This window comes from Anaerostipes caccae L1-92 (genome assembly GCF_014467075.1).
Lineage (GTDB): Bacteria > Bacillota > Clostridia > Lachnospirales > Lachnospiraceae > Anaerostipes > Anaerostipes caccae.
On the sequence record NZ_AP023027.1, the window covers coordinates 3,149,734 to 3,173,663 of the forward strand.

Annotated in this window: 19 protein-coding genes; 1 reads left to right on the plus strand and 18 read right to left on the minus strand. The window is 46.2% G+C overall.

The window, feature by feature from the left end; all coding sequences use genetic code 11:
- Positions 1-33: 33 nt before the first annotated feature.
- The 16 genes from ANCC_RS15400 to ANCC_RS15475 form a co-directional block, all read right to left on the minus strand.
- Positions 34-2,937: a response regulator gene (locus ANCC_RS15400; RefSeq protein ID WP_006568576.1), complete on the minus strand. Its 2,904-nt coding sequence runs from the start codon at positions 2,935-2,937 to the stop codon at positions 34-36.
- Positions 2,934-3,620, minus strand: a complete 687-nt coding sequence (locus ANCC_RS18080) for a nuclear transport factor 2 family protein (RefSeq protein ID WP_006568575.1) — start codon at positions 3,618-3,620, stop codon at positions 2,934-2,936. Before ANCC_RS18080 ends, ANCC_RS15400 begins: the two co-directional genes overlap by 4 nt.
- The gene (locus ANCC_RS15410; protein WP_083774661.1) at positions 3,595-5,796 is read right to left on the minus strand and encodes an EAL domain-containing protein; all 2,202 of its coding nucleotides are present in this window, start codon (positions 5,794-5,796) and stop codon (positions 3,595-3,597) included. Before ANCC_RS15410 ends, ANCC_RS18080 begins: the two co-directional genes overlap by 26 nt.
- Before the next feature lie 72 nt (positions 5,797-5,868).
- Positions 5,869-7,254, minus strand: coding sequence for a GntR family transcriptional regulator (locus tag ANCC_RS15415; protein ID WP_006568573.1), 1,386 nt, complete (start codon positions 7,252-7,254; stop codon positions 5,869-5,871).
- Between the two features lie 183 nt (positions 7,255-7,437).
- Positions 7,438-8,262 (minus strand): type II secretion system protein, encoded by an 825-nt coding sequence (locus tag ANCC_RS15420; RefSeq protein WP_006568571.1) that lies wholly within the window; start codon positions 8,260-8,262, stop codon positions 7,438-7,440.
- A 32-nt stretch (positions 8,263-8,294) separates the two neighbouring features.
- The gene (locus ANCC_RS15425) at positions 8,295-9,485 is read right to left on the minus strand and encodes a S41 family peptidase (protein WP_233458290.1); all 1,191 of its coding nucleotides are present in this window, start codon (positions 9,483-9,485) and stop codon (positions 8,295-8,297) included.
- A 323-nt stretch (positions 9,486-9,808) separates the two neighbouring features.
- Entirely contained in the window at positions 9,809-11,125 is a 1,317-nt protein-coding gene (locus tag ANCC_RS15430; protein ID WP_006568569.1) for a GntP family permease, read from the minus strand.
- Between the two features lies 1 nt (position 11,126).
- Positions 11,127-12,695: an acyl CoA:acetate/3-ketoacid CoA transferase gene (locus ANCC_RS15435; RefSeq protein ID WP_039946964.1), complete on the minus strand. Its 1,569-nt coding sequence runs from the start codon at positions 12,693-12,695 to the stop codon at positions 11,127-11,129.
- Complete coding sequence (locus tag ANCC_RS15440) at positions 12,683-13,123, minus strand: MaoC family dehydratase (RefSeq protein WP_006568567.1); 441 nt, start codon at positions 13,121-13,123, stop codon at positions 12,683-12,685. The genes ANCC_RS15435 and ANCC_RS15440 overlap by 13 nt, the downstream gene beginning before the upstream one ends.
- Positions 13,124-13,291: 168 nt before the next feature.
- The gene (locus tag ANCC_RS15445) at positions 13,292-14,179 is read right to left on the minus strand and encodes a LysR family transcriptional regulator (protein ID WP_009289905.1); all 888 of its coding nucleotides are present in this window, start codon (positions 14,177-14,179) and stop codon (positions 13,292-13,294) included.
- Positions 14,180-14,291: 112 nt separating this feature from the next.
- Positions 14,292-15,500: a murein hydrolase activator EnvC family protein gene (locus ANCC_RS15450; RefSeq protein WP_006568565.1), complete on the minus strand. Its 1,209-nt coding sequence runs from the start codon at positions 15,498-15,500 to the stop codon at positions 14,292-14,294.
- A 10-nt stretch (positions 15,501-15,510) separates the two neighbouring features.
- Positions 15,511-16,419: a permease-like cell division protein FtsX gene (gene ftsX, locus ANCC_RS15455; RefSeq protein WP_006568564.1), complete on the minus strand. Its 909-nt coding sequence runs from the start codon at positions 16,417-16,419 to the stop codon at positions 15,511-15,513.
- Positions 16,409-17,089: a cell division ATP-binding protein FtsE gene (gene ftsE / locus ANCC_RS15460; RefSeq protein ID WP_006568563.1), complete on the minus strand. Its 681-nt coding sequence runs from the start codon at positions 17,087-17,089 to the stop codon at positions 16,409-16,411. Before ftsE ends, ftsX begins: the two co-directional genes overlap by 11 nt.
- A gap of 24 nt (positions 17,090-17,113) precedes the next feature.
- Positions 17,114-18,199 (minus strand): PucR family transcriptional regulator, encoded by a 1,086-nt coding sequence (locus tag ANCC_RS15465; protein ID WP_187649138.1) that lies wholly within the window; start codon positions 18,197-18,199, stop codon positions 17,114-17,116.
- A 90-nt stretch (positions 18,200-18,289) separates the two neighbouring features.
- Positions 18,290-19,123: a YitT family protein gene (locus ANCC_RS15470; RefSeq protein WP_009289908.1), complete on the minus strand. Its 834-nt coding sequence runs from the start codon at positions 19,121-19,123 to the stop codon at positions 18,290-18,292.
- A 71-nt stretch (positions 19,124-19,194) separates the two neighbouring features.
- On the minus strand, positions 19,195-20,457 hold the full coding sequence (locus ANCC_RS15475; RefSeq protein WP_006568559.1) for an LCP family protein: 1,263 nt from the start codon (positions 20,455-20,457) through the stop codon (positions 19,195-19,197).
- Positions 20,458-20,572: 115 nt separating this feature from the next.
- Here ANCC_RS15475 and ymfI point away from each other — a divergent pair, with 115 nt between their 5' ends.
- A complete protein-coding gene (gene ymfI, locus ANCC_RS15480; RefSeq protein WP_006568558.1) occupies positions 20,573-21,295 on the plus strand; it encodes an elongation factor P 5-aminopentanone reductase in 723 nt (240 codons plus the stop codon).
- Between the two features lies 1 nt (position 21,296).
- On the opposite strand, the gene ANCC_RS15485 is transcribed toward ymfI, so the two are convergent.
- Both ANCC_RS15485 and ANCC_RS15490 read right to left on the minus strand, forming a co-directional pair.
- Positions 21,297-23,438, minus strand: a complete 2,142-nt coding sequence (locus ANCC_RS15485; protein WP_006568557.1) for a Tex family protein — start codon at positions 23,436-23,438, stop codon at positions 21,297-21,299.
- A 12-nt stretch (positions 23,439-23,450) separates the two neighbouring features.
- Complete coding sequence (locus ANCC_RS15490; protein WP_024729407.1) at positions 23,451-23,930, minus strand: deoxycytidylate deaminase; 480 nt, start codon at positions 23,928-23,930, stop codon at positions 23,451-23,453.

A 23,930-nucleotide genomic window follows, 5' to 3' on the forward strand; every position in this document is an offset into this window, starting at 1 on the left:
ATGTTTGTTCTGTACTATCAAATTTGAATATGCCTATTCTTCACCGCCGTATATAAAATCATATAATGTCCTGTATAATCTGTCCGGCTCGATTGGCTTCGCCAGATGAGCATTCATCCCAGCCGCCTTACTTTTCTCCACATCATCGTCGAATGCATTGGCTGTCATGGCTATGATCGGAATATCCTGAGCATCTTCGTTGCTCAAATTCCGGATATTGGCAGCAGCAGCAAGACCATCCATGATCGGCATCCGGATATCCATGAGGATCGCATCGTAATGCCCCTGCTCGGATTTACTGAACATTTCCATGGCACGAAGACCATTTTCTGCCGTTTCAACGGCAAATCCCTTTACTTCCAGCAGCATCTTTGCAATTTCCGTATTCAGTGCGTTGTCCTCAACCAGAAGAATCCTCCTGCCGTTAAACTCAAAATCTATTTTTTCTTCCGGAATTTTTTCTTCCTCTTTTTGCCCGAGCACTTTTGTAAAAGCTGAAATCAGAGAAGATTTAAACATCGGCTTGCTCATAAGAAGATTGACCCCTGCGGTCTTAGCTTCCTGTTCGATGGAAATCCAGTCATATGCTGTCATGATGATGATCGTTACTTCAGGGCCTACAATCCTGCGCAGACGGCGGGCGGTTTCAATACCGTCCATCTCCGGCATCTTCCAGTCAATGAGAATCATGTCAAAATAATTACCGATATCCCACAGGTGCCGTACCCGTTCCACCGCTTTGTATCCGCTGTCTACCCACTCTGCCTTGATCCCCATTTCTTTTAAAGTCACTACCGCACTCTCGCATACAGTCACATCATCGTCCACCACAAGCGTACTGAGGTGATCAAAATTATAGCTATGCTGTTTCTGATGATGACGCAGTTTTTCTTCTTCTGTGATTCCAAGCTTCACATCCACGGTAAATTCTGATCCCACCCCTTTTATGGAGCGCACGTTAATCCTTCCGTCCATCATATCCACGATGCTTTTAGAAATGGCGAGTCCAAGCCCCGTGCCGCCATAGACAGAAGTAATCCCGGTACTCTCCTGTGAAAATGTTTCAAAAATGTGGGGAAGAAACTCTTCATCCATTCCCACTCCGGTGTCATTTATTATGAAACGCAGAGTCACATCATTTTTCGTTTTTTTGAGGCGCAGCGTAGAAAACGTGATTTTTCCGCCCTCCTCGGTAAACTTGACCGCATTCCCGATAATATTGATCAAAACCTGCTGGAGCTTCATTGCGTCTCCAATATAGTAATCATCGATCATCGGATCTACGACGCAGTCATAATCAACGCCTTTTGCATCTGCCTGGGCATAACAGATGGAATTGATGCCGTTTATAAACTCCTCCATCGGAATCTTTTCATTTTTCAGCAGCATCTTTCCGCTCTCGATCCGGCTCATGTCTAAGATGTCATTGATTAAAGACAGAAGGTACCTGGATGAAATTCCAATCTTTGAAATACAGTCCTCCACTTTAGTTTCATTGCCGATAGACTGAGCCGCTATGGTGCACATTCCAATGATTGCATTCATCGGCGTTCGGATTTCATGGCTCATACGGGACAGAAAATCAGATTTAGCCGCATTGGCCTGCTCGGCACCGGCCAGCGCAGCGGCCAGTTCCTGTTTCTGCCGCTGTTCCTGTCTCACAATCTCTGTCACATCGACCCTGGCAAGGCAGACACGTCCGAGATCCCTGTCAATGTAGAAAACTTCACACCGCTTCACCTGAAGATTCCCCTGCTGATCCCTCATTTCCATCATAAAAGAATAAGATTCATCTTCTAACAGTTTGCGAATCATGTAGTTGTAGTCAAGATTACCCAGATAAATCCTCCGGGCTTCCTCATCCATAAAACGGTTTGCAAGACCGCGGATCTCCTGCTGAAATTTTCCCTGCATTGGTATCGTATTATTTGCCTTCAGATCAAAGGAAAGCAGGCGGTAATTGTCCTTTACAATATCAATGTCGGCGATCATATCATAGTCCAGATCTGTAATCTTACTGAGCAGTTTCTCCTGCATTTTCTGCTCCGTCTCATCTGAAGTGTAGAAGAAAATGATGATATCTCCTGTTTCCGGATTTAGATAAGATCGGAAGTTCGTACTGCTCCAGAACACACTGCCGTCGCTGCGTTTTCTGAGATAATGAAAATTATAATCCACCTTTCCCGCCGCATAGTCTGCTATAACTTTTTCCCGCCGCATTTCTTCTCTGATTTGATTGCCGTAGACGGGATCTGATGCTGACTCTGCCACCTTTTCTATCGTATACTGATAACTCCTGCCAATCTCCGTCACTCCGGCTTCCTCAGATGCCACATAGTTCTCCACAACATTCTGCGTTACATTCATTCTTCCCTGGATGCTGCCTCCATTCAATGACATATCTGCAAAATAAGCCAGTTCCTTCTCATATACTTCCCTGACTCTGTCCTGCAAAAGCTTTTCTTCCGTAATGTCAACGAATACACAGTAAAAATGATGTTCTCCATCTTCTTCCGTAAACAGCTGCGCCTGGATCGAAATCCATACGATCTCTCCATCTTTACGGATCAGCCTGTTCTCATTGTGGATCGTGCTGCCGTATTTCAGCTGTTCCTGCAGTTTTTCTTTCATTACGGCCATATCATCTGGATGAATCACTGCTGCCATATGATTTCCCATGGCGGCAAATTCTTCGCGGGTATAACCTATGAAATCAAACAGCCCGTCATTCGCCGCTATGACAGAAAACTTATCATCAAACCGGCAGCGAAACACGGCACCGGGGATATTATTGTAAATATGTACAATCTCGTTCTGGGCCTTTTTCTGTGCCGTAACATCAATACAGACCGATATAATGGCATCACGGTCATCTTCTGTCACAACCTTATGTGCAACATCGTGCACCCATATATAGGAACCGTCTTTTTTTCTCATACGGTATTCCAGTGTATATTCGTCTCCGCCATCCAGCTGGATTTAGCATCGGCGACGGCTTTCTCCCGGTCCCCGGGGTGTATGCTGTTGGGCAGCATGCCCTGTATATCAGAAATGAATTCGTCTTCTCTGTCATATCCAAGATAACTTAACATTCTGCGGTTTATAAAATAAAATGGAAATCCTGTTTCCAGGTATCCGCCGATCATCCCTCCTGCAAGTGAATCGTTCAAGATCTGCTGACGCTGGGAAGACAAATTCTCCACCACCAGTGTTTTCGGATAATGCTCTGCTTCCCCCTGACTCACCGCCGACTCCGAAAAATGAATACTCCGCACAAGCCAGCTCTCCCTGGTCTGCTCCAGATTAAACAGCCCCCTCAGACTCCATGCGTAAACGGAGTTGGAAAGTATCATTTCCTGAGAAATCATGACGACACCTTCGCCGAGCACCTGTTCGCAAACCACAGAAATGCTTATTTTGAACGGCTCGGGTATCTCCTCAATATCCTGATGCAGATACCGAACCATTTCTTCCCTGCCAAAGGCATATTCTCTTTCTCCGGTTCCGATGAAACTGATATCCTCAGACAGATATCCGGCTGTTTTTTCTGCATCCCGCTGCTCGAACCAGCATCTGCATAAATCCCGTACAGCTTCAGATGCGTTTCTTTGTTCCTCCATATCCTTCTTCCCCCCATAAACTGCAGCTTTCTCTGCCTTCTTCTTTCCCGTGGTACAATCCCTGATCTGCCTGAAATAGTTCTTCACGAGCACGCAGATGAATGGCCTCACGGGTTCTCCGGAGCCTTTTCAGCAAACTTTTCACGGCAAATGGACTGCCGATAAAATCATCTGCTCCAGCCTCCAGGGCTTTCTCCTCTGCTTCCGGGTCCGGCTCTGAGGAGACAATGACCGGTATACTTTCAAGATCCCTGTCTCTCTTCATCTGCTCTGCCACAGCCAGCACATCCGGCCCCGGCAGTGTAAGACTCAATATAACACCGGCGATCCTTTTTTTATACCATGACAAAAGACGCAGGACTTCTCTGCCGTCACAGGCTTCGAACACGCAGAACTCCTTTTTAAGCCCGCTCTTTATCTGTTTTCTGAAGGTACTGTCCTCTTCGGCAAGGATCAGGACTTCTTTCTTTTCCTCCGGCTCAGACTCCTCTTTTTTGTTTTTGAACAATGTACTGACAGACTCCTCTGCCAGCAGCTTTTCAAACTCACGGCACGGCATAGGCTTTGCAAAATAATAACCCTGCACATAATCGCATCCAGCCTCTTCCAGTCTGGACAGCTGCTCCTTCGTCTCAACCCCTTCCGCCACAACACTCAGATGCATCCATCGTGCCAGACTGATAATAAATTTCATGATTCCCTGGCTGACTGGCTTGGCCGTTTCGCTCTGGATAAACTGCATATCCAGCTTGAGTATATCGATGGGCAGATTGTTCAGCATGTTCAGTGAAGAATAACCGCTCCCGAAATCATCCATTTCTATCACAAATCCCATCTCCCTCAGATGCGCAACGGTATCTATGATCTGGGAAGGGGTTTCTGTGTATGCACTCTCTGTAATCTCCAAATGCAGCCTGGAAGGGTGCAGTCCGTATTTTTTGACGGATCTCTGGAGAATACAGGATAAATCTGCGTTAAAAATATCTGCCCTTGAAACATTTACAGATACCGGAATCTGTGGATAACCCTTGTCTTCCCATTCCTGAAGCACTCTGCATGTCTTCTCCCAAACATATTGGTCCATTTTCGTTATAAATCCGTTTTTCTCAAAAAGAGGAATAAAATTTGCCGGTGACTGGACTCCCCACTCCGGGTGTTCCCAGCGCACCAATGCCTCTGCCCCGGCCAGAGCTCCGTCTATAATCCGGTATTTGGGCTGTAGATAGATCTGAAACTGGTCTCCGGACAGGGCGTCCTCCATACTGTCCGCGATGGCCTGGTCATGCAGAAGACTGCTGCGAAGTTTATCGTCGTATAATGCATAATATTTTCCATACTGTCCTTTAATACTGCGGGCAGCCAGAAGTGCCCGGTCACACATCTGCTCAGCAGACAGCATCCGGTCCGCCGCCGAGTAAATTCCCCACTTCATCACAATCGTCCCGCCGTCCAGAAGATTATTAATCTGTTCATTGGCTTTCCGGAAAATATCATCTCTGTAATCTTCCCTATGTTCTATCATACAGACAAACTGGTCTGCATTCAGCCTTCCGCAGATTCCCATCCCCTTCACTTCCTGCTCATACATATGTGCAATGCCGCAGAGCAGCTGGTCTCCAGTAGTGTTTCCAAATACATCATTGATAAGTTTAAAATTTTCGATATCAGAACATATGACATCATACCTGTCGTCCGGATTCCGCATCAGTATATCCTTCATAAGCTGATAAAAAAACTCCTTACTGTACAGTCCCGTCAGACGGTCGTATTTCACCTGATTCACCACGGCAGCGGTCTCCCTCAGATTGATAAGGCCGGCCACACGGTGCAGGATGATCTGGGGTCTGTAAGGCTTGGCCACAAAATCAGAAGCCCCATGAGATAATGCTGCCAGTTCGTCGGACTCTGCATCATTTTGAGTCGTTACGATCACCGGGATTGAGGAATACTCCGAATTCTCTTTCATAACAGATAAAAATGTATATCCGTCCATAACCGGCATGACAATGTCAAGAAGAATCAGTGAAATACCCTCCCCATACTGTTTTAATACTTCCAGGGCCTCTTCTCCGTTTTCTGCCTCGAGAACATCATACTCAGAACCCAGTATCTGGCACAGCAGCTGGCGGTTCAGTTCATTATCTTCCACTACTAATATCTTTTTTTGAGATAGCATACAAATCCCTTTCCTCATGCATCTGTGCACAGCCCCCAGAACATTTTTATTCCATGGGAGCTCTTATCCTGATCAATCTACGGCAATTTCTCTTATATTTTTTTCTTCCTGTTGAAGCAGCATTTCAAGGCAGTCTGCAAATCCGGAAATCTCATCTCTTCCGAGATGCCCGGCGGCATGTTCCATTATTTTCTGGAATGCTTCATAGTATGCTTCATCCTTCAGACGATGAACGGCAAACGGATATCCCCACGCAGTCAGTTCCCGCAGTTTTCTGTAACATTCCTTTATCCCCGATAAAGGACATTCTTCCTCTATGAATGCAAGGCAGATCTCAATGCACAAATATCCCTTTTCCGCTTTTACAAGTTCAGAAAATCTTTTTGCAAATTTTTGTTTTTGGGTGTCCGGTGCACAGCCCAATGTCCTGAGCAGAACGTTTTTTATCGTTAGTTTTAATAACTGAAGGCTCTCCTGATACATCCTGAGGCCGTCCTGAATCTCCGGGCGTCCGATGTCTGCCTGTACGGCTTCGGGAAGGACCTGAGTCCCCTTGCCCTGAAAAGATTTTGTGAGTCCGGCGCTGCTTAGGATACTTAACGACCGCCGCACAGTACTGACAGAGACCTTATAATACTTTGCCATCTTCGGCAGAGACGGCAGAAAGCTTCCTTTTGTATATATTCCATTTTTAATATCTCTTATCACACTGCAGACTAAGGTATAGCAAAACTGCGGTCTCTGCCGGTAAATATTCCACTGAAAAGAGAATGTTTCTGTCTGCTCCAATTCAAACTCTCTCTGGGCTTCATCTATAAAATCAAACAGCCTTTTTACCGATTTATGAAAGCAGTCCTTAAAATAACCCGTAAGCATAACAATACACTCGGATTTAGACTTTCCCTCAAAATTTTCCTGCCGAATATTCCGCATCTCGTCCTCCGCTAAGTACGGAAACTTCAGAAATCGAAGGACCTCCCAGTAAAGATTCAGGATCAGACTGTTATCCAGGGCACGCAGTGCCATTAGACAGAACTGGAAGGTGACGGGTACCGTATGATCAGTATTTTGTTCGAATGAAGGTCTGAACTTTTCCCATTCCCCGAAATTTGACTGATTCAATTCGAGTACCCGGCACGATTCAAACAGCAGTTCACTGGACATAAGAAGATCCTGTATTGCCTTCTTTCTCGGTACAAAATATTCAGCGGCACTCCTTCTGCGCATTTCCGGATTTGACTTATAAATCACTTTCGATGCTTTTCTGGCATCGATTTTTATGTACCCCTGTTTTTCCAATACTGACAAGCCCGCACGGACCGTGGCCGGAGCCATGTGAAATACAGCACAGATTTTCGATATCGACGGCAGATTTTCCCCGTATTTATAGTATCCATAAAGAATCCTGGCTTCATAATACTCGAAGACGAGCCTGTAAATTCTTTCATCTGAACTCATATTTGTTGCTCCTCATAATATATTCTGCTCTCCCCTTTTTCAGCAGATTTATGAAAGACTCTTCAGCTCCAAACTCTGCTCATATATATATTAATAAATTTTATCACAGTTCTGGTCCAAAGGCAAACAAAAAGACTCCCAAAGCAATGCTGCTCAGGAAGTCCTCTTAATCAGCCTTTATGATCAGAACTTAAGCTTAATCCAGCTTCCCTGACCCGGCTTTTCCCACTCTCCGATATTTCCGGGAGCAATGTAGTAATTTCCGTTCACAAAACACAGGTCGCCTCTCTTTACGCCCTTTAAGTAAGGACCTGACGCGTTCTCTGTATCTGCCTCAATGAATAGTCTGGTGTTGGAATCAATTTTTATCAGCTGATTCGGATTTTGCGCGGCCAGATCTGCCAATGTCAAATCCTTATTCTTATCGGTTCCGAAATATGGGTCATTGACCGAAGCGTACAGTCCGGTTTTGTCCTGATACAAAAAACCGTTTCCGAACCCTGCTCCATACTCGTTGTTGATTGCGTCTTTTTTCTGTTCCCATGCATCTTCGGATGTCCCAAGCTCATGTTTTTTTCCGCTGCTGTCGGTAATCGTGACACTTCCATTTGAAGATTCTTCACCCTCTTCCGGTCCGCCGTCTTTTTCAATCCTGTAAGTTTCATTCTCATAAATCACGGTAATCTCTGCCTTAGACGTATATTTCAGATAAGTCACCTTACAGTCACTGTTAAACCGTATTTCCCGGATCGTTCCTTTTTCTTCTGCCTGCGCAAGAACGTCACTGTACGGAGCGGACAATGTTCCGGCGCCATGTTCTCCATACTGCTCCGAAAGTATTGCCTGAGCCGCCTGGACACAATTTCTGCATTCAGCTACAGCTGCTTTCTCCCTGGCTTTTCTGATATACCCTGTCAGTGAGGGGATCAGCACCGCGATCAGTATAGCCAGAATCAGCAAAACCACGATCAGTTCCACTAAGGTAAATCCATCCTTTTTCGTTCTCATGCTTTCGTTCCTTTTCCGGTTCCTGTAAAATTTTATTTCTTCAGCTTCTTCTTTAAAATCTGCTGCGCTCTTAAAAGCTGTTCATCCGCTTTTGTCTTGGTGTCATCTTTTATGTTTACATTAGGTTTTATCCCCTTCTTATGGATATTTGCTCCTGACGGCGTATAATATGACGCATAGGTTAATTTTGCATAGGAACCGTCTCCCAATTTAAAGAATCCCTGCACAATCCCTTTTCCGAAGGTCTTTTCCCCTACTAAGGTTCCCCTCTTATGATCTTTCACAGCTCCTGACAAGATCTCAGATGCGCTGGCGCTCTCTCCGTTCACAAGGACACAGACCGGAACTTTTACCGACTGCTCTGCATCTGAACGGTGTACCTTTTCCTTGCCCTGTTTATCCTTTATAGACACAATCCTGCCTTCACCAAGCAGTTCATCGCAGATATCCACTACAGAATCCACCAGTCCGCCCGGATTATTCCGGACATCCAGAATTAAAGCCTTCATCCCTTTGCTCTGCAGCTGTTTAATGCCTTTCTTAAATTGGCCAACGGTCACTTCGTCAAATTCAGAGATAGACAAATAGCCAATACCATCATCGAGCATTTTTGTCTCAACAGTCTGAGTCACAACCTTTTTTCTCGTAATTGTGTAGTTTTTTACTTTCTTTTCTTTTCCGCGCAGAAAAGAAAGTTTTACCTTCGTGCCTTCTTCTCCTTTTACTTCTGCCACGACCTTATCCAGATCCTTGTCACCGACAGATTTGCCGTCCACTTTGATCAGAACGTCTCCGGCCTTGATTCCGCTTCCGTCACTGGGACCACCCTTGATGACCCTGATCACCTTGATCTCACCTGTGACAATATCCTGGGAAAGATAAATTCCCACACCTGAAAATACACCGTTCGTCGCGTCCATCAGTTCTTTAAATTCACTCTCTGAATAATAAGTGGAATATGGGTCTCCCAGACCTGCCAGATATCCTTTATAAGTATAATTTTCCAGCTGCTCCTCATCCACATCGCCGGTATAGTATTGATCCACGGTCTTTTTAAGGCGCTGCAGTTTATTTGCGATCTCCACATTTTCTCCCGATACCGAATATGTCCTGTATAAAAGAAATCCCTCTCCGAGAGAGATCACAAGCAGAACTGCAATCAAGATTTTTGAGAATTGTTTTTTCATTTCGACCTCCACGTCCGGATATCTCTTTGTAAACAAAGAGCATCCTCCAAATATGTGTTCCATTATAACACTGAGAAAAAGCCGCTACAACCCTCAACTAAACAGCAATGCATAAACCTAACCGACATATCCGGCTAATTTTCCCATGAGAAAAGCCATGATTTTTCATCACGGCTTCTCTTAAACTCTGCATTTACTTTCATTTTTATTCAATCTTTGCCTTTGCAAAACAATGCAGGATATACCTTCAGTAAAAAAGAGCTATTAAACAAATTACTTATCCGGCAGATATTACGCTCATTTTGTACATGATTGGAGTGAGGCATTCTAAGAGCCGAACGGAAATCATGTACAAAATGTCACACTATTCCCATCATCCCCATCGCCACAACAACTACGGTTGCCACAATCGGAATCACACAGGTAACCATTCCGATATCTGCATAAGATTTTTTATGTGTCATTCCCGCTACGGCCAGCAGTGTGATGACAGCCCCGCAGTGCGGCAGAGAATCCAGTCCCCCGGATGCGATGGATGCAACACGGTGGAAAGCACCCGGATCAATGTTCAAAGATGTGGCCATCTCCATATATTTCGGCCCCAATGCTTCCAGCGCGATGCCCATGCCTCCGGAGGATGATCCGGTAGCTCCGGCCAGAAGTGTTACAGCCAGCGCCTCCGAAATGAGAGGACTTGCTTTGATGCCCAGGACAGCCTTTGTAAGCACGGCAAATCCGGGAGCCGCTTTCACCACGGCACCGAATCCCACAGCCGCAGATGTGTTCATGATCGCCATGACAGATCCGTTGGCACCTTCACTGACAGCGCCAATGATGTCCTTCAAATTCCGCAGATTTAAAAGAACAGACGCGGCGATCCCCAGGAGCAGGGCAATGATGATGGCGTAAGTAGACTTCTTATCTTCCGGAAACGCGATCCACATCGGCAGAACATTCAGTGATGCCACAACGATCAGCAGTGGCACAACCGACAGCAGCGGATTGGGCAGATCCTCTGAAGCACTCTCCTTTATATTGTCAGGTTCATCAAAGTGTTCTCCAGCGGCAGTCATTTTCTTTGCGCGGTAAGACAGCCACAGATAACCTCCCACAAGCATGACGAGCCCGCCCGCAATACCCATGACGGGCCCGGACATTGCGTTCGTCCCGAAATATTTTGTGGGAATGATATTATTCAGCTGGGGATTGCCGGGAAATGCGGTCATGGAAAATGTGAATGCACCGCAGGCAATACACCCTGGGATCAGTCTTCTCGGAAGATCAGCCTCCCGGAATAAGGATACGGCAATCGGATAAATGGCAAACACAACCACAAACAGTGAAATTCCGCCATAGACCAAAATACCGCAGCTGATAATCACCGCCAGGATTGCCCTCTGGGCTCCGATCATTGAGGACAATTTTTTTGCCACAGAATGAGCCGCCCCCGTAACTTCCATCGCCTTTCCGAAAATCGCTCCCAAAAGAAACATTGGAAACCAGGATTTGGCAAAATCTACAAGCCCCTGCATATAGGTGTCTGTATATGCAGGTAGCAGAGAAAGTCCCCCGGTCAGCGCCACAACCATAGCGGATACCGGAGCCACCCAGATAATTGAATATCCCTTGTACGCCAGGAATACCAGCAGCGCAAGCCCTAAAACAATTCCAATCATACTATCTGCCTCCGATCTTTAATGGGGTGTTGTCAAATATATCTGCATCCATCTCTTTTAGATTCCGTGATATCAAAGGTTTGAAATCCATCTTGTCTAAAATGTGCTTTTCCAGATCGATTCCAGGTGCTGTCTCAATTAGTTCCAGACCGCCTTCCGTCAGTCTGAACACCGCCCGTTCCGTCACATACAGCACATTCTGGCCGGTCTGCACGCCATATTCTCCGCTGAAGGTAATCTGCTCCACGCGGTCCACAAACTTGGTAAACTCACCGTCCTGTACGATCTGAAGTCCCCGGTCTTTTACTTCGATCAGCGACTTTCCGGCCGTAAATGTACCGCAGAAAATGACGTTTTTCGTATTCTGTGAAATATTTACGAATCCTCCGCAGCCAACCATCCTGCCGTTAAACTTGCTTACATTGATATTTCCTTTGGCATCAGCCTGTGCAAGCCCCAGGCAGGTCAGGTCAAGTCCGCCGCCGTCATAAAAGTCAAACAGATTCGGCTGGCCGATCAGCACCTCTACGTTGGCAGCAGCTCCAAGGCTGTGCCCTCCCTGAGGCACGCCTCCGATCGCTCCGGCCTCGATCGTCATTGTCAGACGGTCTGCGATCCCTGCTTCCAGGGCAACGGATGCGACCCCTTCCGGTACCCCGATCCCCAGATTAATCGTAGTATCCAGCTGAAGCTCTTTGGCGCACCGCTTTGCGATGACCTTCCGTATTCCCATTTCCATGGGAGCAATGCTGTCAGACGGCACTTTTACTTCTCCCGTAAAAGACGCATCATAGTCAAGAATACAAGTCATACGGTGATTTTCTGGTTTAGCTTTGACCAATGTATCAACCATGATTCCCGGGACATATATCTCTCTTGGGTCCAAAGTCCCCTCTTTTGCCACCTCTTTTACCTGGCCGATCACGATTCCGCCGGAATTTCTGGCTGCCTCAGCGATATGAAGTGTTTCCAAAAGCACGCCTTCTTTATCGACCGTCATATTCCCTTTCTCGTCTCCCACCGTGCCGCGGATGATGGCGACGTCCACAGGAATGGAACGGTACAGAAGATATTCTTTCCCTGCTGCCTCCATAACCTCCACAAAGCTCTCGCCTTGAGCAGCCTGGTTCATGCGGCCGCCTTCCACTCTTGGATCTGCAAATGTTTTTAATCCCACCTGAGTCAGCACCCCGGGCTTGCCGCCTGCAATGGCCCTGAATAAATGTGCAACGACACCCTGCGGAAAATTATAAGCTGCGATCTTATTCTCATTGATCATCCTGCTCAGCTTCTTTGCCAGTCCCACATGCCCGGCGATGATTCGTTTGACCATTCCCTCTTTTGCCAAATGGTCAAGGCCGAAATCCTCTTTAAGGGCTCCTCCGTCTCCGCAGCCCGATCCAAACAGGAGCGTCAATTCTTTTGGATGCCCCTCCTCCTCATAGCGTTTTCCCAAGGCCTTTGCTATTTCTTCAGCGAACCCGAATCCGAAAGCAAATCCGTTGAACGCTACCGTGTCGCCGTCTTTGATCTGTTTTACTGCCTCTTCTGCACTGCTTAATTTAGACATGCTGTATCCTCCTTATGCTCCGGCGGAATAACGGTTGCTTCCCCTTCCACGACAACCCTGCCTTCCTGATTGACACAAGTCGTAGTAATGGTGGCGATCGTAAACTTAGTTTTTTCTTTTAATTCCTTTACCCTCAGACTGGCTGTGACTGTGTCTCCAATCTTCACAGGTCCTGTAAATTTCAGAGACTGACCCAGATATGTGGTACCGGGTCCCGGAAGCTTCATGGCAATGGCCGCCGAGATAACTCCGGCACTGATCATCCCATGAGCTATCCTCTCTTTAAATACCGTATCTTTCGCATAGTCATCATCCAGATGCAGCGGATTCTTATCCCCCGTCACCTCTGCAAATGCCAGGACATCCTCATTGCTGATTTGTTTACAAAAAGAACATTCATCTCCGACCTTTAATGAACAATTTCCCATTGGTTACTCCTTTCCTGATGCAATTCTCTGATCATCTTGTATAATCATTTCTATAAATCCATTATAGGTTTGGTTGATTCTCACAGTAAAATATATAAAATTCATAGACGGCATGAAAAAAAGAACTAAGCCTCTCTATCATCTAAGGTTTAGTTCTTTGCAATTTCTTTATTTAATATTCCCGTGTTCTTTGACATACGTCTGAAAATGTCTGATCGGATTTGAAACGTATTTGTCCTTTCTTATGATCAATGCTATATCCCATGGAAACTCCGGTTCCGTCAGTGTAAGAATTTTTATTTTATCTGAATTAAAACGGGATAAGATCGGCCGCGGAAGAATGGCCACTCCCTGATTCAGCGAAACCATCTCGGCCACGAAGTCCCACTGGGAACTCTCCATAACGATGTTCGGCTCAAAGCCCGACATATGGCACAGTTCCCTGGTCCGGCTGTGGAGCATAAATGTCTTGTCAAGTGAAATAAACTCTTCATTTCTTAACTCCCGAAAAGCTGCTTTCTCACGGCCCGCAAAAGGATGATCCGTGCTGACCGTCAGCACATTGTCCGACTTAAATACAGGAAGGATATGAAAATCGTCCGAAGCAAAAGGAAGTATGACCACACCGATGTCAATCTCTCCGGACTGAACCTTTTCTTTCACAGTATTTGCTCCCTCTTCCGCAATTACAAGGCGGATTCCCGGATAGGCTTTTCGAAACCCCTGGATAATAGACGCAAAATAAATCGTGCTGATCACCGGAGGTATTCCCACGGAAATTTCCCCGTTCTCTGCATTAATACAGTCTCTTAAATGCTCCATCTGGTTGTTGATGCTCTCCAGTGCATCTCTGCCTTCCTGATAAAGCATCCTGCCCTCCGGCGTCAGACAAAAGCGTTTCGCAGTCCGGTCAACGAGCTGTACATCCAAATCCTCTTCCATGGCTTTAATCGTCTTGCTCAGTGCCGACTGGCAGATAAACAATTCATTTGCGGCAGTGGTAAAATTTTGATTCTTTGCCAGTGCAACAAAATAGGTCAGCTGTTTTAAATTCATACTCCGCTCCTTTCCCATGATATCCATTTAAATCCATTATACTATGGAAATTTCATATATAAAAAGAACAGAGGTATGACTTTTTTTCATACCCCTGATTCCACAGTTCCTGTCACATATAATTCATTGGATTCACATAGCTGCCGTTTTTCTTTACTGCAAAGTGAAGATGCGGCCCGGTGGACATCCCGGTGGAGCCGGATGACGCGATCTTCTGCCCTCTGCTGACTCTCTGTCCGGACGAGACTTTCAGAGAAGAATTATGTAAATACAATGTCTCCAGTCCGTTTCCGTGGTCAATCTTCACCCAGTTTCCGTTATACGGGCTGTATCCTGCCACTTCCACTGTACCGCTTCCCGCTGCTACTACCGTGGAACCCTTTGGCGCTCCGATATCAATGCCTTCATGGAATTTCGTTCCCCCCTGAACCGGATGTGTCCGGTTTCCAAATGGTGAAGTAACTGTATGGCAGGACGGGACCGGCCATGTCAGTGAAGAAGATCCGCCCCCGGAACTGTGATTTCCGGAGGATGATCCGCCGGAGCTTCCCGAAGAACTGCCCCCGGGTCTGGAACTTCCGGATGAAGAACTATTCCCTGCGTTTCCTCCGGACGGCTTGTTTGATGCAGTATCGTAGTAATCTATACGGTCCTGATACTTCTGCATCAGATCCTTGTTTGATGCAATCTTCTGCTGGAACTGTATCAGCTTGGATTTCTTGCTGTCGGCCAGGCTGACAATCTTGGCCTCTTCAGCCTTGGCTTCCTTCGTCACAGTTTTAATCTCCTTGTAGCTTTCCTCCAGCTTTTTTGAAGCTAAGGCAATCTTGTCCTGAGTTTTTCTGAGCCTGTGAAACATATTATTGTCATAATTAGAAATCTTTGACACATAGTCAAGTCTTGTAAGGAACTCATTAAAAGATTTTGCCTGTACAATCACATCAATATAACCTGTGTTTCTATTTTCGTAAAGGTATTTTATCCGTTTGCTCATAATCTTATACTGCTTTTCTTTGGATGCCTTTGCCTCACTGAGCTTTTCTTTTGTATCACTCACCTGCTTCTTCGTGTCATTCAGCTTTTTTTCCAGCTTGTCCGCTTTATCGGAAGCCTTCTCGATCTTCTGATCCATGGCCTCGATTTCCTTTTCCATCCCGGAAATCTTCTTTTCCAGCTCCTTATTTTCCTCTTCTTTTTTCTTTGCCTTATCCTTCAAGTCTTCCGTCCTGCTGTCAGCCTTCACCGCCAATCCCGGCAGGCTGGCAAAGCAAAGACACAGGGTCAAAAGAAATACTGTTACACCAAAATATTTTTTCTTCATAGGAATCCTCCTACACTCTCAGGTATTTGCGGATCGTAAAGCTGCTTCCGAGACATCCGATGCCGAGCCCCACTAACAGAGACGCAGGAATCAGATAAACCATGATCTGATTTACAGGTACAAACTCCATAAAATTTGTCAGTACATGAAATTTGTCTATAATATAGTTGACTATCACCTTATAGCCTATATAAATGACGCCCATAGGGATCAGAGAGCCGACGATTCCTATGACGGCTCCCTCCACAATAAACGGAGCCCTGATAAACCGGTTGGTGGCACCGATCAGTCTCATAATGGCGATCTCTTCTTTTCTCACCGCAATACCGATAGAGACGGTGTTGCTCACGAGGAAGACCGACACAAGCAAAAGAATCAGGATAATAGCCCCTGCCACATAGGCTCCAAGAAGATTTGCCTTGGAAATCCCCTCTGCGGCACCTTTTGCATACTCTACTTTTCTCACTCCGTCCAGGCCTTTAAACTGCCTGACCATTTTTCCGTGATACTTCACGTCTTTTAACATGACTTCATAGGAGTCCGATTCATTTAACGGGTTTTTGCCCTCAAATCCCTCCAAAAGATCTTCATTGTTCTTGAATACCTCTTTTTTATACTTAGCCCATGCTTCTTCCGCCGATACATAACGGACAGACTGAACTTCTTTGTAACCTTTGATTTTCTTTCCGATGGCATCCTTCCTGCTCTCCGCCAGCTTTTCATCGAAGAATACGGAAATGGTCACTGAATCTTCTGCCTGCTTTACCGTAGCCCTTACATTGAGGAGCACGGAAAATGTCACTCCCAGAAGGAAAATACAGGCCATGATCGTCCCTACCGTTGCCAAAGAAAAAATTTTGTTCCTGAAAATATTTTTCAGCCCTTCTTTAAACCCATAGGCCAGCCGTCTAAATATCATATGTACCGCCTTTCTCGTCGTGATGTACTGCTCCCTCATTCAAGGCGATGACCCGTTTTCCCATATGATTTACGATTTCTTTATTATGGGTTACGACAATCACTGTCGTTCCTCTCTTCTGGATTTCCACCAGAAGATCCATGATCTCCTGTGCATTCTGCGGGTCCAGATTCCCCGTAGGTTCATCTGCCAGCAAAAGCGCCGGGTGATTGACCAAAGCCCTGGCAATGGCAACCCTCTGCTGCTCACCTCCTGACAGTTCGTCAGGCAGAGCCCTGAGCCTGTTCCCCAGCCCCACCAGCTCAAGGACGTTCTGAACCTGCCGCTTCATGGCTCTTTTCGGCACCTCAATCACCTGCTGCGCAAACGCTACATTCTCATAGATACTCCGGTCTCTAAGCAGTCGGAAATCCTGGAAAACAACGCCTATTTGTCTCCTGAGATACGGAATCTGCCTCCGCTTCATCTTCTGGTAGTGATAGCCGTTGACAACGATATCCCCGGATGTCGCTTCCAGTTCCTTTAACAGCAGCTTGATCAGTGTTGTCTTGCCGGACCCGCTCTTACCCACTATGAAGGCAAATTCCCCCTTATCTACCTCCAGTGACACGTTGTCCAGCCCTATGCTGCCTTTTTGGTACTCTTTCGTCACATTCTGCAGTGTAATCATAGAAATGACTCCCCTCTCACACGTTTATCCAAGTGTATTCATATGCTTCATATACTGTACGACCATCAGAGCAATTTTAAAAGCAATGGCATCCTCAAAATTCCTCAGGTCCAGGTTCGTGCTCTTCTGTATTTTATCCAGGCGGTATACAAGAGTATTTCTATGTATATATAACTGTCTGGACGTCTCGAAGACATTCAGATTATTCTCAAAAAACTTGTAGATCGTCGCCAATGTCTCATCGTCGATCTCCTCCGGAGAATAATCCCCAAACACCTCTTTGATAAACATTTTGCAAAGCGGCAGAGGCAGCTGATAGATCAGTCTTCCGATACCCAGCTGGTCATAGGCTACCACTTCTTTGTTTTCATAGAAAATCTTATCTACCTCAAGAGCAATCTGTGCCTCCTTGTAAGACCGGGACACATCCTTGATCCCTTTGGCTATGGTCCCCACGGCAATTCTCGCGTCATTGATCCCGACATTTTTCAGGTTTTTCAGAAGCTTCTCAGCCGTCTTGACAAACTGCTTTGACTGGGCCTTTACGCAGACTTCCTTCACCAATACGATACTTTTTTCATCGACGGCGGCAATAAAGTCATCATCCGTAGTATCCTCCAGCTGCTTTACTGTTTCCACCAGATTTTGATCTTTGCCATAGGTAGCTTCGATCAGATAGGCGACCCGTGTGGCCTCGATGTCAATATTCAGCTTCTTGGCCCGGTTATAGATATCCACCAGAAGCAGATTGTCGAGAAGAAGATTTTTTATAAAATTATCCTTGTCAAACCTTTCTTTGTAGGCGACAAGCAGACTTTCAATCTGAAACACCGCCATCTTTGCCACCATATACATGCTCTCACTCTCTCCGTCAGCTAAAAGCACATACTCCAGACGTTTGTCGTCAAAAATTTTAAAATACTGCTTGCCGCCAACAACCTGGCTCTCTGCTACGGAATTGATGAAGCCCTTCAGTGTATCTTCATCCTCTGCCTCCGTCTCCTTCGTTTTTGCCAGGATCTTTCCGTTTAAATCTATCACATACAGATCCACGTTGGAAATACTGTGTATTCCATCTAATGTCTCCTGCAGGATTTGATTTGAAATCATATTTACACGCCCTTTCTTATTTCCGACCTTTTCTAATACTATATAGCAAAATATACAAAAAAAAAAGAGAAAGATAGTAACTTTTTTATTTTATTGTGTATAATCCACAAACCCCTCCCCTATTGTCTCTCTTGTGTCAGATATAATCACAAAGGCTTTCGGGTCTGTTTCCATGACGATCTTCTTTAGCACAGGCACTTCCTTCTTTGATACGATGCACATCAGAGTTTCTTTGCTCTGTCCGGTATAAGCTCCCACAGAAGAAAGCTTGGTCGCTCCCCGGCCCATGCGAAACAAAATCTGTTCCGATATCTGTTCCTGATGCCGGCTGATCACAAACACCAGCTTGGAAACCTGAAAGCCTTCGACCACACTGTCTGTGATCTTCGTAATCCCATATATGACAAGAAGCGCAAAACTTGTTTTCTCAACACCGAAAATAAAAGCGCCGAACAGGACGATCGTGCCGTCCAGCATCCCAAGAAGCATAGGAATGCTTACATGCGGAAAGACAACATGCAGTAAGAACGCCATCAGATCCGTCCCCCCCGTGGATGTCCTTTCCTTCATCACCAGCCCAAGCCCGATTCCCATCAGGATGGCCCCCAGAATCAGATTGACATAAAAATCTTTCGGGAAAAATGAGAATCTAGGCAGAACACCTAAAAAGACGGTCAGCATAATATCGCTGCATATAGTTCTGAGCATAAATTTTTTTGTCTTATAGCGGAATGCAAGTATAAAAAGAGGAACATTCAGCGTGACGTTCGTCATCCACAGAGGGATGCTCCACAGCTTGTCAAAGATGATCCCAAGTCCGCCGAAACCGCCTGTGACGATTCCGAACGGCTGGAATACTGTATTGGTAGCTGCTGCCATGCAAAATGTTCCGATTATAATACTGAATGCTTCTTTTCGTTTCACCGGACGCCTCCTAACATAAACATCATCGTTTATGTTAGTATGGCCTCTTTTAAACCCTTTATTCTGTCCTGCTAAATATCATCGTTGGTTCCGAGGATGATGCAGATCTGCGCACCGCTGTCCACGCTTCCGACTTCAATCGTTGGATTTTTAAAATACTTCTTCAGGTCTTCGCCCATACCCTTTTTCGCAACGATAATCTTTGTGTCTGTCAGTGTTCCCTGCCGGTTCGTCTTAATGCTTCCAACCGTGAATCCGTCTCCCGAAAGCTTGTCTTTCCAGCTTCCCGCAAGGCCGCTGATCCTCGTGGAATTCTGAATCTCAATAGAGATTCCCTTGGAAGACACTTCTGTCTCTTTTTTCTTTTCCGTTGTTGTTTTTTCCTTCTTTGTAGATTTCTCTGAGCCGGATGATTCCGGAACTTTCCCGTTTTCTGAGAGGAGTTCATCAAACATCTCTTTCGTCTTCTTTGTATCCAGCTTAAAGTTTTCCCCTTCGTCGGAGCCGGACAGGATCTGATAGGTAACGTCCTTAGCGCTGACCTCATGCATCCTGCTCAGATTGTCTTTGATGCTGTCGTATGACACATTGCTCTTTGCATAACTGCCATAATAATCTTTCGCAAACTTTTTATAGTCGTTTAATGACTTCTTGTTGATGCTCTGGGCTATCTTAACAGTCAGTTCCCCAACCAGCGCGATGTGCTCATTCTCGTCGCTGAACTGGCTGCTGTCCAGGATCATTCCCAGTGCCTGATTTCCGTTGATTGTGTTATTCCCCGCAGGAATATGAACCAGCATCTTGTTCTGGTCTTTGTATGCCACTTCATTTTCGAGATCCAGTTCTACTTCTCCGGCATTGTTCACTGCCTTTGTGAAATTCTTCTGTGACAAGCTCTCATAGCTGCCGATGGTAATTCCCAGAGTCTTCTCTACCTGCGCCTTGATGACTTTGATATCCTTGGCCTTTGCTGCCAGCTGCTCAACGGTGGCCGTCTTCGTGTCTCCGCCCATGGCTTTGACTCCGTCGTTGTCCAGAGTCAGTATGGTGTCCTTTCTGATCGGTACGAAAACCATCTGTTTATCCTTGTTATGATAGATGCGGATCGATAAGGCATCTTTTACTCTCACCAGGGATACATCTACTCTTTCCTGGCTCTCTGCCTTTAACGCCTCCGCTATCTTATCTTTTTTGTCCTTTTTAAATCTATTCAGAAAAAATGCTTTACTTCCTGCAAAAGAACCGATTCCTACCGCCGCTGACAGTACAATGACTACCAATATCCGCAGGATGATCGCCCCGGCTCCTGCTTTTCTCCTTGCTCTTCTGGCCATTTCCCATGCTCCTTCCCTTGAAACTCCGTTCAGTATACCAAATAAATCGATTTATTTCAACAAAACTATATGCTATACTCTCCTTAAAGTTTTCTTAAATCCAGGAGGAGAAGCTATGAATACAGTACTCATCACAGGCAGTTCCAGAGGCATCGGCAGAGAAACGGCTCTGGTCTTTGCCCAAAACGGCTGGAATGTGGCCATCCACGGTTACCGTCATCCCGAACGCCTCGCATCTCTTGAACAAGAGATCAAAAGGCTGGGTGTCCAATGTCTTTCTTTTACAGGCGATATCTGTGATTCCTATTTTGTGGAACAGATGATAGCAGGAACTATCTCCTGTTTCGGAGGGCTGGACTGCCTTGTGAATAATGCAGGTATTTCCAGGGTGGGTCTGTTTACTGATACCTCTGAAAAAGACTGGCAGGAAATGTTCCACACCAATGTGATGCCGCTGTTTGCCTCCTGCAAAAGTGTCCTTCCTCATATGATCCGCCGGCAGTCCGGTACGATCCTCAACATATCTTCCGTATGGGGCGGCGCAGGCGCCTCCTGTGAGGTGCTGTACTCTGCCGCCAAAGGCGCTGTCAATACGTTTACGAAAGCCCTGGCAAAAGAGGTTGCCCCCAGCAATATCTCCGTGAACGCAGTAGCGTTCGGCATGATTGACACAGAAATGAACTCCGGATTCACCGAAGAAGAAAAAGACATGATCCGGCAGGAGATACCGGCAGACCGGATTGCCGGTCCCAGGGAAGCCGCAGAGATGATCTATCACACCTGCACAGCTCCCCGGTATCTGACGGGAGAGATCATCACCTTCTCCGGAGGCTGGTAAATCAGGACTTTCTCATAGAAAGCTGTATTCTCTTTTTCTCCAGATCCACACTCAGCACGGTCACGTCCACCACATCGCCCACACTGACCACTTCCAGAGGATGTTTTACAAAACGGTCGGCCATCTGGGAGATGTGCACCAGCCCATCCTGATGGACTCCGATGTCCACAAAGGCTCCGAAGTCGATGACATTTCTCACGGTGCCTTTCAGCTTCATGCCTTCCTTCAGGTCTTCCATCTCCATGACGTCCGTCCTTAAAATCGGTTTCGGCATATCCTCTCTCGGATCACGCCCCGGCTTCTCCAGTTCCTTCACAATGTCCCGGAGTGTGATCTCTCCCACACCCAGTTCCTCGGACAGTCTTTGATAGTCTGTAATCTTCTTTCCTATATCCTGAAATCCCTGACTGGAAAGTTCTTTCACGGAGTAGCCAAGACTCTGCAGAAGCTGATCTGTCTCTTTATAAGTCTCAGGATGCACTCCGGTGGCATCCAGCGGATTCTTTCCGCCGGAGATTCTTAAAAATCCCGCGCACTGTTCATAGGCTTTGGGCCCCAGCTTGGCAACTTTTAAGAGTTCTCTCCTGTTCAGGAATTTCCCGTTTTCTTCCCGATAAGAGACAATGTTTTTTGCCACTGCTTTAGATACACCGGACACATATTCAAGCAGAGAAGCTGACGCTGTGTTTAAATCTACACCCACTTTATTTACTGTCGCCTCTACGACACCTGTCAGAGCCCCGGAAAGCTGTTTCTGGTTCATGTCATGCTGGTATTGTCCCACACCGATCGCTTTCGGCTCGATCTTTACCAGTTCCGAGAGCGGGTCCTGAACTCTTCTCGCAATCGAGGCTGCGCTTCTCTGGCCCACATCGAAATTCGGAAATTCCTCTGTCGCCAGTTTGCTCGCAGAATAGACTGAAGCCCCGGCTTCATTGGTGATCACATACTGTACCGGTTCTTTTATCTCTTTTAAAAGTTCCACCACAATCTGTTCTGATTCTCTTGAGGCAGTCCCGTTTCCTATTGAGATCAGCGTAATCCCATATTTTTTTATCAGGTTTTTTACTGTCTTTTTGGCTTCTTCCACTTTGTTCTGAGGCGCCGTCGGATAGATCACCACCGTGTCCAGGACTTTTCCTGTCGAATCCACCACAGCCAATTTACATCCCGTTCGGAACGCAGGGTCCCATCCGAGGACGACCTGTCCCGTGATGGGCGGCTGCATGAGGAGCTGCTCCAGATTTTTGCCGAAAAGCTTGATAGCCTCCGTCTCTGCCTGTTCCGTCAATTCATTTCTGATCTCCCTTTCGATGGAAGGTGCGATCAGCCTCTTATAACTGTCCTCGATCGCTTCCAGCAAATATTTTGTAGTGGGATGCTTCTGCTTCTTCACCACATTTCTGACCAAATAAGCCGCGATCTTTTCATTGTCAGGCTCGATCTTTACAGAAAGGAACCCTTCTTTCTCCCCGCGGTTCATAGCCAATATCCTGTATCCGGCGGCTTTTTTTACCGGTTCTTCAAAGTCATAGTACATCTCATAGACAGATTTCTTTCCATGCTTTTTAGCAGCGGACAAAATCCTTCCATGTTCTTTATAGGATCTTCTGATCCATTCACGGTATTTGGCATCATCCGAGATCATCTCCGCGAGAATATCTTTGGCTCCCTGGAGGGCATCTTCCGGTGTCTCTGTTCCTTTTTCCGGATCAATAAACTTTTCAGCCTCTCTGGCAGGATCGTCAGAAGCCTGTAAAAAGATCAGATCAGCCAGAGGTTTTAGTCCCTTTTCTCTTGCGATCATAGCTCTGGTCCGCTTCTTCTGCTTATACGGCCGGTACAGGTCCTCCACAGTGACTAAGGTCACCGCCTCCTCAATCTGCTTTTTCAGCTCCTCACTCAGCTTTCCCTGCTCCTCAATGCTCTTTAAAACCGCATCCTTTCTGTCCTGAAGATTTCTTAAATATTTCAGTCTCTCGTCCAGGTTCCTGAGTGTCTCGTCGTCCAAAGAGCCGGTCATCTCTTTTCGGTAGCGAGCAATGAACGGTATCGTATTTCCTTCGTCAATCAGTTTGACTGCCGTCTCCGCCTGTGCTCTTTTGATTCCCAGCTCGTCTTTTAAAATATTGATGATATCCATTTTTCCATTTCCTTATAAGTGCAGTTCTATTGTCTGGTCTTTTGGTTCAAATTTCCGGTACTTCACACCGGCCATATCAAACATCCTCTTGGACGCAACCGTCATGTCGTCATCGGCGTACTTGTCCTGCATATAAATCACTTCCTTCATTCCGCTCTGAATGATGGCCTTGGCACACTCATTGCACGGAAATAAAGTTACGTAGACTCTCGCTCCATAGAGAGAGCCTCCCCCGTAATTTAAAATGGCATTGAGTTCTGCATGACAGACATAAAAGTATTTTGTATCGAGAGGTTCTCCCTCCCGCTCCCACGGCATGTCATCGTCATGACATCCGGTCGGCATCCCATTGTAGCCCACAGATAATATTTTATTCTGGTCGTTGACAAGACATGCCCCGACCTGCGTGTGGTCATCCTTGCTCCTCTGGGCAGAGAGAAGCGCAACCCCCATGAAATACTGATCCCATGATAAATAATCTGTTCTCTTCAT

Excerpts from the sequence above, each read along its gene's own strand:
- ANCC_RS15400 (WP_006568576.1), bottom strand. The coding sequence starts at position 2,937 with ATGAGAAAAAAAGACGGTTCCTATATATGGGTGCACGATGTTGCACAT.
- ANCC_RS18080 (WP_006568575.1), bottom strand. The coding sequence starts at position 3,620 with ATGGAGGAACAAAGAAACGCATCTGAAGCTGTACGGGATTTATGCAGA.
- ANCC_RS15410 (WP_083774661.1), bottom strand. The coding sequence starts at position 5,796 with ATGCTATCTCAAAAAAAGATATTAGTAGTGGAAGATAATGAACTGAAC.
- ANCC_RS15415 (WP_006568573.1), bottom strand. The coding sequence starts at position 7,254 with ATGAGTTCAGATGAAAGAATTTACAGGCTCGTCTTCGAGTATTATGAA.
- ANCC_RS15420 (WP_006568571.1), bottom strand. The coding sequence starts at position 8,262 with ATGAGAACGAAAAAGGATGGATTTACCTTAGTGGAACTGATCGTGGTT.
- ANCC_RS15430 (WP_006568569.1), bottom strand. The coding sequence starts at position 11,125 with ATGATTGGAATTGTTTTAGGGCTTGCGCTGCTGGTATTCCTGGCGTAC.
- ANCC_RS15435 (WP_039946964.1), bottom strand. The coding sequence starts at position 12,695 with ATGTCTAAATTAAGCAGTGCAGAAGAGGCAGTAAAACAGATCAAAGAC.
- ANCC_RS15440 (WP_006568567.1), bottom strand. The coding sequence starts at position 13,123 with ATGGGAAATTGTTCATTAAAGGTCGGAGATGAATGTTCTTTTTGTAAA.
- ANCC_RS15445 (WP_009289905.1), bottom strand. The coding sequence starts at position 14,179 with ATGAATTTAAAACAGCTGACCTATTTTGTTGCACTGGCAAAGAATCAA.
- ANCC_RS15450 (WP_006568565.1), bottom strand. The coding sequence starts at position 15,500 with ATGAAGAAAAAATATTTTGGTGTAACAGTATTTCTTTTGACCCTGTGT.
- ftsX (WP_006568564.1), bottom strand. The coding sequence starts at position 16,419 with ATGATATTTAGACGGCTGGCCTATGGGTTTAAAGAAGGGCTGAAAAAT.
- ftsE (WP_006568563.1), bottom strand. The coding sequence starts at position 17,089 with ATGATTACACTGCAGAATGTGACGAAAGAGTACCAAAAAGGCAGCATA.
- ANCC_RS15465 (WP_187649138.1), bottom strand. The coding sequence starts at position 18,199 with ATGATTTCAAATCAAATCCTGCAGGAGACATTAGATGGAATACACAGT.
- ANCC_RS15475 (WP_006568559.1), bottom strand. The coding sequence starts at position 20,457 with ATGGCCAGAAGAGCAAGGAGAAAAGCAGGAGCCGGGGCGATCATCCTG.
- ymfI (WP_006568558.1), top strand. The coding sequence starts at position 20,573 with ATGAATACAGTACTCATCACAGGCAGTTCCAGAGGCATCGGCAGAGAA.
- ANCC_RS15485 (WP_006568557.1), bottom strand. The coding sequence starts at position 23,438 with ATGGATATCATCAATATTTTAAAAGACGAGCTGGGAATCAAAAGAGCA.
- ANCC_RS15490 (WP_024729407.1), bottom strand. The coding sequence starts at position 23,930 with ATGAAGAGAACAGATTATTTATCATGGGATCAGTATTTCATGGGGGTT.